This is a genomic window from Mesorhizobium loti (genome assembly GCF_013170705.1).
Lineage (GTDB): Bacteria > Pseudomonadota > Alphaproteobacteria > Rhizobiales > Rhizobiaceae > Mesorhizobium > Mesorhizobium loti_D.
In genome coordinates this window covers 6266161-6278935 of the sequence record NZ_CP033334.1, presented here as the reverse complement: position 1 = coordinate 6278935, position 12775 = coordinate 6266161, and the positions used below count along the sequence as shown (strand labels likewise).

The window sequence follows — 12775 nt, the reverse complement described above, 5'->3', positions numbered from 1 at the left end:
CACATGGCGAAGCGGGCTCACTGCAGACCGGACGTCTGTCGAAGCAGACAAGTCCGTCGCACAACGATGTCATAGGCGGCGCGCGAGTGGAGATGCACGTGCTGGATAAAACGCAGATGGAGCGGCTCGAGGCAAGAGCGGTCAACTCCGCCAAGACACGACAGCCGCTCTATGCTCCGCGCAAGAAAATCTTCCCTAAACGCGCCTCGGGCAGCTTTCGCCGCTTCAAATGGCTGGTGATGGCGATCACGCTGGGCATCTATTATCTGATGCCGTGGCTGCGCTGGGATCGCGGACCGTTCGCGCCGGCCCAGGCTGTGCTGCTCGATCTTGCCAACCGCCGCTTCTACTTCTTCTTCATCGAGATATGGCCGCAGGAATTCTACTATGTCGCCGGCCTTCTAATGATGGCCGGCATCGGCCTGTTCCTGATCACGTCCACCGTTGGCCGCGCCTGGTGCGGTTATACCTGTCCGCAGACCGTATGGGTCGATCTTTTCCTCGTCGTCGAGCGGACGATCGAAGGCGATCGCAATGCCCGCATGAAACTCGACGCCGGCCCATGGACGGCGCGCAAACTGGTACTGCGCGTATCGAAGCACGCCATCTGGCTGGTCATAGCGGTAGCCACCGGCGGCGCCTGGATCTTCTATTTCGCCGACGCGCCAACGCTGATCAGCGAGGTCTTCACCGGCACTGCCCCTCCGGTCGCCTATGTCACCATCGCGGTACTGACGGCCACCACCTACACATTCGGCGGGCTGATGCGCGAGCAGGTCTGCACCTACATGTGCCCATGGCCGCGCATCCAGGCTGCCATACTCGACGAGAATTCGCTCACCGTGACCTACAACGACTGGCGCGGCGAGCCGCGTTCGCGTCATGCCAAGAAGGTCCAGGCTGCTGGTCAGCCGGTCGGCGACTGCGTCGACTGCAATGCTTGTGTCGCCGTCTGCCCGATGGGGATCGACATTCGCGACGGCCAGCAGCTCGAATGCATCACTTGCGCGCTCTGCCTCGACGCGTGCGACGGCGTCATGGACAAGCTTGGCAGGGAGCGCGGGCTGATCTCCTATGCGACATTGTCCGATTACAACGCCAACATGGCGGTGGCGACCGCGGGCAGTTCCTCCCCGGTGACCCCCTCCCTTGTCAGGACGGCTGAAGGCAAGTTTTCCGACAGCTTGACGCATTTCCATGTTCGCAAGATCTTCCGCCTGCGCACCTTCATCTATCTCGGTGCCTGGTCGGCAGTCGGGCTCGCGCTGCTCTTTTCGCTGCTGACCCGCGAGCGGCTGGAACTCAACGTCCTGCACGACCGCAATCCGCAATTCGTGACCCTTTCCGACGGCTCGATCCGCAACGGCTACACCGTCAAGCTGCTCAACATGATCCCCGAGCCAAGGACGATCGTTGTCACCTTGCAAGGCCTGCCGGGAGCCGAGATGAGCGCTTTCGGTGTCGATCTTCCTCCCGCACGGTCCTTCGCCACCCTGGCTGATCCCGACCGATTGAAGACGATGAAGGTTTTCGTGCGCCAGCCAGCGGGTGAGGCTCGGCACGCTGCACAAACCTTCAAGTTCCGGGTCGAGGACAAGGAGAGCCTCGAATCCGCCGAATACACGGCCACCTTCAATGCACCGGAGATCGCCAAATGAGTGCTCATTCGCGAAAATCCCGCGAATTCACCGGCAGGCATATGCTGTTCATCATCCTCGGCTTCTTCGGCGTGGTCATCGCGGTCAACCTGACCATGGTGACGCTCGCCAATACGAGCTGGACCGGCCTCGTCGTCGAGAACACCTATGTGGCGAGCCAACAGTTCAACCGGAAGGCAGAGGAAGGGCGCGCGCAAGCGGCGCTCGGCTGGACCGGCAACCTGACGATCGCTCGGAGTGAGGTCCGCTACAGCTTGAGCGATGCCACCGGCAAGCCGGTCCCCTTGCATGGCGTGAAGATACTGTTTCGTCATCCCGGTTATGAGGCCGAGGACAAGCCCGTCACTCTTGTTCTTGCTTCGGCTCAGGAGTTTGCAGCACGGGCCGTGCCCAAGGATGGCGTATGGACCATCGAAGTCGATGCCGACGCCGGTCTCGCGGAGCCCTATCGCGACGTTCGCCGGATCATGATTTCGCAAGGAGCGCTGCAATGAGCTGCTGTGCACCCGGCGCTGAAATGGCGCTGGATCTGAACGGCGCCACATCGGTCCTGCCATCCAGCCAGGAAATCAGGTTGGCGAGCCGATCGCTTGGCGACGATCTTCGGCAGACCGACCTTTCAGTGCCGACGGTTCATTGCGCCGCCTGCATCCAGACGATCGAAGCGGCACTTGGAAGGCTCGATCACGTCGAAAGCGCGCGCGTCAACCTGTCGACGAAACGGGTCGCGGTCCGGTGGCGTGGAGACGAGGTGCCACCGTTCATCGCCGCGCTTGGCAGGCTGGGCTACGACGCGCATCTGTTCGCACCCGAGATCGACGACAAGGACAAGACGCTTGCCGAACTGATCCGCGCCGTCGCTGTTGCCGGCTTTGCGGCGGGCAACATCATGCTGCTTTCGGTCTCTGTCTGGTCCGGCGCCGAAGGTGCTACCCGCGACCTGTTCCACTGGGTCTCGGCGCTGATCGCCATTCCTGCCCTCGCCTTCGCCGGCGGCATCTTCTTCCGGTCGGCCTGGAACGCCTTGCGTCATGGCCGCATGAATATGGACGTGCCCATCGCGGTCGGTGTTTCGCTCGCCTACGCCATGAGCCTCTATGAGACGATCAATCATGGCGACCACGCTTATTTCGACGCGTCGGTATCGCTGCTGTTCTTCCTTTTGATCGGACGCACGCTGGATCATGTGATGCGGGAGCGTGCCCGGACTGCCGTGAAAGGCCTGTCTCAGCTGGCCGCGCGTGGCGCCATGGTGCTGCGCGGCGATGGCGCGCGCGACTATCTGCCGGTCGGCGAGATCGAACCAGGCATGCGGTTGTTGATCGCCGCCGGCGAGAGGATCCCCGTCGATGGCAAGATCATCCAGGGAACGTCGGATCTCGACTGCTCGCTGGCCTCAGGCGAAAGCACGCCGAAAAACGTGGCGCCAGGCGAAGCGGTACAGGGCGTGCTCAATCTTACCGGCCCGCTGACGATTGAGGCGACAGCCGCCGCAAAGGATTCATTCCTGGCGGAAATGGTCCGGCTGATGGAGGCCGCCGAGGGCGGCCGCGCGCAATATCGCCGTATAGCCGACCGCGTTTCAGCGCTTTATGCCCCGGTGGTCCATCTCACGGCGTTTGTGACATTCCTGGGCTGGATAGCGGCAACCGGCGACTGGCATCGGGCGATGACGATCGCCATCGCCGTCCTCATCATCACATGCCCGTGCGCGCTTGGCCTCGCGGTGCCGATCGTGCAGGTGGTCGCCGCACGGCGCCTGTTCGAGAACGGCATCATGGTCAAGGACGGCTCCGCCATGGAACGCCTGGCGACGATGAATACGGCGGTTTTCGACAAGACCGGAACGCTGACGCTCGGACAGCCCCGGCTCGTCAATGCGTCGTCGATCGATCCGGCCGTGCTGGCAATCGCCGCCGATATGGCCGCGCATTCGCGTCATCCGTTTTCAAAGGCCATAGCCGGTTTTGCCGCTGCTGGCGGGCAGCACAAGTTCGATGCCGTCACCGAGCATCCGGGGTTTGGAATCGAAGCCACTGTCGCCGGAAGTATCTGGCGGCTGGGCCGGCGCCGATGGGCTGGATGGAAGGCCCGAACCGATGGCGAAAGCGGGCATGGCGGAACAGTCCTGACGAAAGACGGGGGCATTGTCGCATCCTTCGTTTTCGAGGATGCGTTGCGGGCCGATGCCGGAGCCGCCTTGGCGCAGTTGAACGATGCCGGGATCTCGGTCGAAATGCTATCGGGCGATACCGCAGACGCCTGTGGCGATGTCGCAGGAATATTGGGCATCGACCGTTTTGTTTCGGCGCTGCTGCCGTCCGGGAAGGCTGAGCGGATAGAAGTGCTGACCAAGGCCGGCCACAAAGTCCTGATGGTGGGCGACGGGCTCAACGACACGCCAGCGCTGGGCGCGGCGCACGTCTCGATCGCTCCAGCCACCGCCGCCGATATCGGCCGCAACGCCGCCGATTTCGTGTTCCTGCGTGAAAGCCTTTCGGCAGTACCCCTTGCGCTGGACGTCTCGCGGAAGGCAGGGCGGCTGATCCGCCAGAACATAGCCATCGCGATCATCTACAACGCTGTTGCCGTGCCGATCGCCATTCTGGGGCATGTCACGCCGTTGATAGCCGCGATCGCGATGTCGGCCTCATCACTGCTTGTCATTGGCAATGCATCGAGGCTGCAAGGTTTTGTGCCAGACGAGCCAAGGAGAACTGCTCCGCCAGACAGGCGCTCCCACACTGGCACATTGGCGCAACCCTCATGACAATCCTGGTCTATCTCATACCTGTTGCTCTGTTGGCGGGCGGGCTTGGACTGTCTGGCTTCCTGTGGGCCTTGAGGAGTGGTCAATACGAGGATCTCGAGGGAGCCGCCGAGCGTATCCTCATTGACCGGGACGAGAGGCCGGAATGCTGATCCAAGCCGCCGGCGTGCGGACCATGGCCGTCGCGTCCGATTCGTGACATCTTGCGAACTCAGCCGGCTGGGCTACGCACAACATCAGCGATAAATGATGCAGTCAAAAGTGTGCATGCCGCACGAGCGACTACATTGTTGTAGCCTTTTCAACAGCGTAGAAATCCGACGGTATTTTTGGCGGTATCTTGGAAAACGTCAACCAACTTTACCCAGGAAAATCAACGAGGTGGCGCTCCAATTGATGATCGAGTGGGAATGACGGGATACAAACGGCGGAGCGCCACTTCAATCCTCTCATCGAGACCATGCGGGCATCGCGTTTGCCCATCGTGGCAGCCGTGAACGGCCCCGCGCCGGCGCTGCCGTGGGTATCGCGCTCGCCGCCGACATCGTCATCGCCGCCCGCTCGGCCTATTTCTATGAGCCTTTCGTCGGCATCGCGCTCGTGGCCGATGCCGGCAACCCGCTTTTTCTTTCACGCACCCTTGGCCGCGTACGCGCGTCCGGCATGATGTTGTTGGGCGACCGGATCACAGCGGAACGCTCGGCCCTGTCTGGGAGATCGCAGAGGACGACGGTATGCATGCCGCCGCTCTGGCGATTTGCGCGCGGCTCGCGGCTCTCGACGCGCAGGCGGTCGCGGCTGATTTCGGTGCGAGCGAACAGCTTCAATTTGAGCAGGATCTGCAAGGCGAGGCGGCCGTTCCCCGGCTATCAAGGCGCGCATCGCGGAGTTTTTCGCTCGGCGGAAAGAGTAGGATCCGGCAATGGAGACCGCGCTTCCTCAGGATGCCAGAAGGAACGGTGACGGCATATGACCATCCAGACGACCTACATCCTTTCGGGTGTACGTACCGGCATCGGTACTTTAGGTGGAAACGCTTAGCGGCGAGGAGCAGGCCGCGCTTGGCGCCAAGGTAGCCGCCGAAGCGATCAAGCGCGCCGGCATCGAGCCTTCCGAGGTCGGCCATGTGGTCTTCGGCAATGAAGCCGGTCGTCGCCTTGATCCGGGCGAGGCCGCGCGTGTCCGAATGCCCGGTGCGCTCCTGGCGAAGGCCGTGACCCGCCCGTTGCCCGAACGTGTCGCTGGATCCCAGCCGTCCCGTCATCGACGTGATCAGTCCAACGGGTGGGCAAGGCTTACAATGTCCTCGACGTCCTGGCGGCTGCGCGCGAAGCGTTTGAGCACCAGCGGATCGTGCCCCGGTACGATGTGAGCGGGCGAACTGGCAAGCTGCTTCATCCGTTCCACTCCGAAGATCACGTCGCTCAGTCGGTCGAAGACCGGAAAGGGCTTTTCGCGCTCCATATTGGCGTAGAAATGGGCTGCGTCGGACGCGATCACGACCGCGCCGTTGTCGGTTTCCACCCGCACCACCTGCAATCCGCGCGAGTGGCCGCCAACCTTGTGGAGCGTGATGCCGGGCGCGATCTTCGACTCGGGGTCGTGGAAGCAAACCTTTCCGGCAAAGACGCGCCGCACCATGGTGGTGACATCTTCGGCCTCGAAGGGATGGCGCATGGCATGGTGGCACATGCAGCGGCCGGTCGCGAACTCCATCTCCGCATCCTGCAGGTGAAAGGTCGCGTTCGGAAACAGATGATGGTTCCCGCAATGGTCGTAATGCATGTGTGAGACGATGACGTCGCTGACATCGGCGTGGTTGATGCCGATTGCCGCCAGGCCGTCATCGACGGGCCTCACGACACTGCGTCCGCGTTTGTCACCGGTCGGTTTGTCGAAACCGGTGTCGACGATGAAAGTGCGCTTCTCGCCGACGATCGCCCAGACGAAGTAGTCGAGCGGCATGGGAACATCATGTGTGTCCCCGCCCAGGAAATTCTCACCCGAGCGGCGTTCGAAATGGCCGTAGCGAACGGCATGGATCTCATAAAGTTCGGCGTCACCCATGATCAGCTCGCTTTGGCGACATCCGGGGTCTGGGCCGAGCCGACCTCCACATGCGCCCATGTCTCAACCGTCTTGACCATACAGGTAAAATCGGAATCCGGCCCGTAGAGCTGGTTCGTCACGCTCAGCAACTGGCGCACGGCACTGCCCACCACCATAGGCACGCCCATCGCCTCCGCCTCATCCACGCACAACCGCACATCCTTGAAGGACAGCCCCGTCGCGAAACCAAAATCGAAGGTCCGCGGCAGCACGGATTTCGGGAACTTGTCCTCGGTGGCACTGTTGCGGCCGCTCGACGCGTTGATGACATCGATCATGACCTTCGGATCGAGGCCCGCCTTCACGCCCATCACCACCGCCTCGGAGGAGACCGCAAGGGCCGCCGCCGCAAGCAGGTTGTTGGCTAGCTTCATGGTCTGGGCGGCGCCCTGAACCTCGCCCATGAAGAATATCCGGCCGAAATTCTCGATGACCGGCCTCGCCGTCTCGAAGGCGGCCTTGGGACCCGAGACCATGACGGCGAGGGTGCCGTTGCGTGCTCCCTTCAATCCGCCGCTGACCGGCGCATCGATCATGGCGATGTTCTTGGCTGCAAGGCCTTCGGCTACCCTGGCGGCCGTTCGCGGGCCGGTGGTGGAAATGTCCACGAAGATGCGGACCGCCTTGCCGTCGGCGATGCCGCCATCGCCGAGCACGATCTTTTCCAGGATCTGCGGGCTCGGCAAGCTGGCAAAGACGATCTCCGCGGCATCGGCAACCTCGCCTGCGCTGCCCGCGGCCCTTGCGCCCGAATTGGTCAGTTCCAGCACGGCGTTGGCGTCGATATCGTGGACTATCACCTCATAGCCGGCCTTGATGAGACGGGTGGCCATCGGCGTGCCCATTTTTCCAATGCCAACAAAGCCGATTTTCAGGGTCGACATGATCGCTCTCTCCTCCTTCGGGGCCTATTGCCCATGGTGCTTGGTCTCGATTTCCCGGATCGCATTCTGTCAGGTCGTTTCCACCGTGGGCATTTCGAGCGCCTGGCTTGTACGCGGCACGAGAAGTTCCGCTATGTCCACGACCTTCAATCTGTCGGCCACGCCGAGTGCATCGATCGCGGCTGTGTACATCACCTTGTCCTTGGGACAGGCGACGACGAAATAAGCGACGTCGCCCAGGCTCAGTGCCTCGCGGATGCGGTTCTCGCTCGGCCGCTCGGTCACGCCGTCGTCACCTTGCCAGATGCGGCCGCCGCCGGCGCCGCAGCAAAAGGAATTCTCCCGGCAGCGCGGCATGTCATGAAGCGTATAGCCGGCGGCCCGGATCAGTTCGCGCGGCGCATCGAAGCCGCCATTGTAGCGTCCAAGATAGCAGGGATCGTGATAGGTGACCCTGGCGCCGTCGGCGACATGCAGGTCGAGTTTTCCCGCCGCGATGAGTTCCGCCAGCAGCGCCGTATAGTGCAGCACCTCGAACGCCGCGCCGAAATGCTGATAGTCGTTCTTCAGCGCATTCAGGCTATGCGGATCGGTGGTCATGATCCGGTTGAAGCTGCACGCCTTGATCTCATCGATGTTGGACTGAGCGAGCGTCTCGAACAGACCTTCTTCGCCGGCACGCCGCACATCGTTGCCGCTGTTGCGCTCGGCATCGAAGAGAATGCCGAAGTCGACACCGGCCGCGGTCAGCAGTTCGGCAACCTTGCGGGTGATTTCCTGAACACGCGGATCGTAGGACGCGTAGTCTCCGACGAACCACAGAACGTCGACGGGTTCCTCGCGTGCGTCCTTGACTGGAAAGCCGAGTTCCCTGGTCCAGCGGGCCCGCATCTTGGAAGGCTTGCCCATGGAGTTGCCGAGACGGGTCAGGTTCGACAGCGCCTCCTGCAGACCGGGGCTGACACGGCCTTCGTCGACCAGATGACGGCGCATGTCGATGATCTTGGGCAGATGCTCGATCTCGACCGGGCATGCTTCCATGCAGGCACGACAGGTGGTGCAGGCCCACAGCGTCTCCTCGGAAATCACGCCGCCGACCAGTGGGGCCGCCGATGGTCCCGCGGCAAGCGCATCGCGCATTTCGGTGATCAGCAACTTCGGGCTGAGCGGCAGGCCGGCGGCATAGGCTGGGCAGACCGCCTGGCAACGGCCGCATTCGGTGCAGGACAGAAGGTCGAGCTGCTGTTTCCAGTCGAACTGTCCCAGGTTGTCGATGCCTGGAGCCTCGCGCGCTTCCGGGACCGCGGGTGCCAGGCCGCGGGGCTCGAGGCTGCGGAAGTAGATATTGGGCGCGGCAAGGAACATGTGCCGGTGTTTCGAACCGGGGATATAGACGAGGAACGCCAGGATGGCACCGACGTGAACCCAGTAGAACAGCTCTTCGCCCGCATGTCCCGGTATGCCGGCACGCTCGAGCAGTCCTGCCAGCGCCGACGCGACGGGCCGCCACGAGCCGTCGGCGCCGCCGGCTATGCGCGCCGCCGCCTCGAGCAGCAGAGACGCCACGATCAGAACGATCAACACGTAGATGATTGCCGCATCGCTGCCGTTCGAGCCATCGAAGCGGGCAGGCCTAAGCACGTAGCGCTGATAGAGTGCAAGTGCGACGCCGATCAGCATCAGCACCGAAAAGATATCCTGCAGAGCGGCAATCCAGGTTTCGCCTCCGATGGCCGCTAGCGAGAACCCGGGAAACAGCCGCGAGCCGAAGGCATCGATCGTGGCGGTGAACAGCACGAAGAATGAAATGAAGATGATTGCGTGGAGCACGCCGGAAAGCGGCTTGCGGAGCATTTTCCGGTGCATGCCGATGGCGACCATCACGCCCTGGAGACGCAGCATCGGGCGGTCGAAGCGGGCCGCTGCCGGTGCATTGGCGAGAGCAACCGCGTAACGACGAGAGCGCCAGGCCGTCAGCGCGAGTGCTGTGACGACCAGGATCCAGAGTGGCAGGGTCGATGCCATCTCAACGGCCAGAGCCGGCCCGCAGCCTGTCGCTCAGATTGGCGACGAGATCGAACAGGTCACAGGTCGCGCCGTAATGCGCGACATTGAAGATGGGCGCCTTCGGATCGGTGTTGACGGCAATGATGAGCTCGGCCTGCGACATGCCTTCGAGATGTTCGGGCGCGCCGGACACGCCGAGCGCCAGGTAGAGCTTCGGCTTCACCTTCTGGCCGGATTTGCCGACCTGGCGCAGCTTCGGCAGCCAGCCATTGTCGACCACAGGACGGCTGCCGGCGATCTCCGCCCCCAGCATCGTCGCCAAATTGCGAGCAAGATCGATGCTTGCCTCGTCGCCGATGCCGCGGCCCACGCACACGATCCTGTCGGCTGCCGTCAGATCGACGTCGGCATAATCCGGCATGTCGATGGCCACCATCTTCACCTTGCCGCTGGTGAGTACGGGTTCGGCATCGATCGTTTGCACGTTCACGGCCGCGATCGGATCCGGCACTGCCGCTGCGAAGGCCCCTGGGTTGATCATCAGAACCGCGGGCAGCCGCACTTCGCATTCGGCGAGTATCTTGCCACCATACATCTGCGCGACGATCGTCAGGCTTTCGCCATGCCGCTTGATTTCATTGACATAGGAGATGAGCGGCCAGCCGGTTCGCGCCGCGATGTCCGCTGCCACGTCCAGTCCGTTTGCCGAATAGGGAACCAGGACCAGGCCGGGGCTTTCGGCGGTGACGACGTCGCGCAGAAGCAGCGTGTAGGCCTCGGCGGGAATGACATCCAATCTTGTGGAGCAGGCCACTATCAGGCGATCGGCGGCACCAAGGCAAGCGGATGCCCCTTCCGCGTCACGACCGGCGAAAAAGGCAACGACCTCGTCGTCGGCCTGGGCCAGCGACCGCGCCGCGGCGATCATTTCAAGGGAGAAGGCTTCGATCTTGCCGGAATGGCCTTCGGTACAGGCAATCAACTTCATGGCTTAGTTCCTCGCCAGGCCTTTGGCTGCCAGGATGGTGATCAAGCGATCCGCGACTGTCTCGGCATTGCCGCCGAGGTTCTCGCCGGAGCCGCCCTGGACTGGCAGGCGCAATGTGATGATCTCGGCGGAACGTTCGAAACCCGACAATTCGGGCGTGGCGCGGCCGATGGGCGTCTTGGACGCCTCGCGAAGCTTGCTGCCCGAGACATAACGGGGCGCCTTCGACGCGGTCTGAACGCCGAGCACCGCCGGCGTGGCCAACTCATAGGTGACGGCGACACCCGCGCCGCGCTCTTGCGTGACCCGAAGCACGGCGCCGTTCGCAACGATACGGTTGGTTCCCGACACATGCGGCCAGTCGAGCAGCGCGCCGACATAGGGCGCGAGCTGGCCAAAGACATCCTCGGTCGATTGGACGCCGCAAAGAACCAAGTCTGCCGACTTTGCCCTCGCCATCGCCGCGATGGAAGCCGCGATCTCTCGTGAGGAGATCATGGCGTCCTCCTCTGATTGAAGTGCCACGACTTCCTCGGCGCCGCGCGCTGCGGCCATCTGCAGGACCCGGTTGGCGCCTTCGCCAACGGCCACCGCCGTCACCTTCGCACCGCAGGCCTCCTTGAGCAGGATTGCTTCCTCGAGAGCATGATCGTCGAAATCGTTGAGCTGGAAATCCAGCCATTCCCGATCGATGCTGCGGCCGTCCTCGGCGAGTTGCAGCTCGCCCGCGGAATCCGGGATCATGCGCAAGACGACAAGAATATTCACGGCCTCTCCTCCGACGGAACGCACCTCGAGCGCCCAGCACCGGCTGCTAGATAAGTCGTATTCCTCGCTCCTCCCAATGGCCAAAAAGGTAATAGCAGCTATTACAAGACGGCAGATTGACGATCGTGGGTAATCGACTGCTAATTTGCGTCAAATCGCGTCCAATCGAATTTTCCTGAGTTGGAGGTTGTCAGGAGAATGCTCGTGCGATTTGCCCGAGATATAAACATCTATTCTTTGTTTATACTTTCTCGTGTGCGAGAATTCCTGAGGAGAATTTTAAACGCTCTGTCGAGCGTTAAGGAGGAGGAACCAATGTCAATAAAGAGCATCCTAGACCACAAGATTTCCCGCAAGGGCTTTATCCGGGGCATGCCGGCCGTGGCGGCAGCCATGGCCGCCGCGCCGGCCATCCAACTCGCCCAGACCAGCGCGGCCGTCGCTTCGGAGACGGCGGAAAAGAAGCCTGGCTACTACGGCGCGCCGCGCACCTGGATGTGGAACCCCAATGCCAATACCATGGTCGACACCTCGAAATGGAAGAAGGCGGGTCCGTACACGATCGGGTTCTCCAATGCTTCGATTTCCAATGCCTGGCGCGTCGCCTTTCAGCATGGCGTTCTGTGGTCCGCCGGCCAGCATCGCGACGAGATCGCCCATCTTCTCGTCACCGACGCCAATGACGATCCTTCCAAGCAGATCGCGGATATCCAGGATCTGATCAGCCAGGGCGTCGATATCCTGCTCATTGCGGCCTCGACCGAGGACGCGCTCGATTCCGTCGTCGGCCGCGCAACCGAACAGGGCATTCCCGTCGTCATGGTCGATCGCAAGGTGAAGACGCCGGCCAACTACATCACCTACGTCACGGCATCCGACTGGGCGTTGGGCCGTCTCGAGGCGCAGTGGTTGTGCGAGACGCTGGGCGGCAAGGGCAACATCGTGATGCTGCCAGGCATCGCCGGATCGAGCGTCGCGGAAATCCGCATCAAGGCGAACGAGGAAGTGTTCTCGAAATTCCCCGGCATCAAGGTGCTGGAGAAGCAGTATTGCGACTGGAATCCGGCAACCGGCAAATCGGTGATGGCCGCGCTGATCCAGAAGCACGGCAAGGCCATCGACGGTGTCTTGGCCGACAGCGCCCTACAGGGCTATGGCGCGATCGAAGCGTTTCTTGACGCCGGCTACAAGGACGGCGAATTCCCGCCGATGACCGGTGGCGACGTTGCCCGGATGTATCAACTGGCCAACCAGCACAACATCAAGATGGTCGGCATCGACTATCCGACGTCGATGGGCATCACCGGCATCGAGACCGCGCTCGACGTGCTCAAGGGCATCTCGGTCCCGGACAAGGTCGAGGTGAGCTTCCAGGTCGTCACGTCGCCCGGCGCGGATACGGTCTCTGTCAAGGGCGACAGGCATCTGCTCGACCATGTCAGCATGAGCGACCCGGGTGATCTGTCGCCAAGCAACGGGCTGCCTGCCGGCTACAATCCGAGCACATTCAATCCCGACTATCCGAAGTAAGCCTCCCAAGCGACCCGGTGTGCGCCCTCCTGGGCGCGCACCGGACGTGCATTGAACAGTT

11 protein-coding genes are annotated in these 12775 nt (G+C 62.4%); 6 read left to right on the top strand and 5 right to left on the bottom strand.

The annotated features are described in order from the left end of the window. The first annotated feature begins 92 nt into the window (after nt 1-92). The 5 genes from ccoG to EB815_RS34285 all read left to right on the top strand — a co-directional run bounded on the left by ccoG (nt 93) and on the right by EB815_RS34285 (nt 5391). Nucleotides 93-1658, top strand: a complete 1566-nt coding sequence (gene ccoG, locus EB815_RS30560) for a cytochrome c oxidase accessory protein CcoG (RefSeq protein ID WP_081294647.1) — start codon at nt 93-95, stop codon at nt 1656-1658. Next, nucleotides 1655-2152, top strand: coding sequence for a FixH family protein (locus tag EB815_RS30555; protein ID WP_065004911.1), 498 nt, complete (start codon nt 1655-1657; stop codon nt 2150-2152). The genes ccoG and EB815_RS30555 overlap by 4 nt, the downstream gene beginning before the upstream one ends. Beyond that, nucleotides 2149-4428 (top strand): cation-translocating P-type ATPase, encoded by a 2280-nt coding sequence (locus EB815_RS30550; protein WP_065004912.1) that lies wholly within the window; start codon nt 2149-2151, stop codon nt 4426-4428. Before EB815_RS30555 ends, EB815_RS30550 begins: the two co-directional genes overlap by 4 nt. Then, nucleotides 4425-4580, top strand: a complete 156-nt coding sequence (ccoS, locus tag EB815_RS30545) for a cbb3-type cytochrome oxidase assembly protein CcoS (protein WP_019856561.1) — start codon at nt 4425-4427, stop codon at nt 4578-4580. Before EB815_RS30550 ends, ccoS begins: the two co-directional genes overlap by 4 nt. 367 nt (nt 4581-4947) lie before the next feature. Then, on the top strand, nt 4948-5391 hold the full coding sequence (locus tag EB815_RS34285; RefSeq protein WP_056565207.1) for an enoyl-CoA hydratase-related protein: 444 nt from the start codon (nt 4948-4950) through the stop codon (nt 5389-5391). A 309-nt stretch (nt 5392-5700) separates the two neighbouring features. Here EB815_RS34285 and EB815_RS30535 read toward each other — a convergent pair whose 3' ends face one another. The 5 genes from EB815_RS30535 to EB815_RS30515 all read right to left on the bottom strand — a co-directional run bounded on the left by EB815_RS30535 (nt 5701) and on the right by EB815_RS30515 (nt 11184). Further along, a complete protein-coding gene (locus tag EB815_RS30535) occupies nt 5701-6495 on the bottom strand; it encodes an N-acyl homoserine lactonase family protein (RefSeq protein ID WP_056565205.1) in 795 nt (264 codons plus the stop codon). Between the two features lie 2 nt (nt 6496-6497). Then, nucleotides 6498-7421, bottom strand: a complete 924-nt coding sequence (locus tag EB815_RS30530; RefSeq protein WP_056565200.1) for an NAD(P)-dependent oxidoreductase — start codon at nt 7419-7421, stop codon at nt 6498-6500. A gap of 69 nt (nt 7422-7490) precedes the next feature. Further along, nucleotides 7491-9446, bottom strand: a complete 1956-nt coding sequence (locus EB815_RS30525) for a (Fe-S)-binding protein (protein WP_056565196.1) — start codon at nt 9444-9446, stop codon at nt 7491-7493. Nucleotide 9447: 1 nt separating this feature from the next. Then, nucleotides 9448-10416, bottom strand: coding sequence for an electron transfer flavoprotein subunit alpha/FixB family protein (locus EB815_RS30520; protein ID WP_056565194.1), 969 nt, complete (start codon nt 10414-10416; stop codon nt 9448-9450). A 3-nt stretch (nt 10417-10419) separates the two neighbouring features. Then, nucleotides 10420-11184, bottom strand: coding sequence for an electron transfer flavoprotein subunit beta/FixA family protein (locus EB815_RS30515; RefSeq protein WP_056565190.1), 765 nt, complete (start codon nt 11182-11184; stop codon nt 10420-10422). A 315-nt stretch (nt 11185-11499) separates the two neighbouring features. Here EB815_RS30515 and EB815_RS30510 point away from each other — a divergent pair, with 315 nt between their 5' ends. After that, the gene (locus EB815_RS30510) at nt 11500-12714 is read left to right on the top strand and encodes a substrate-binding domain-containing protein (protein WP_162258877.1); all 1215 of its coding nucleotides are present in this window, start codon (nt 11500-11502) and stop codon (nt 12712-12714) included. Nucleotides 12715-12775: the final 61 nt, after the last annotated feature.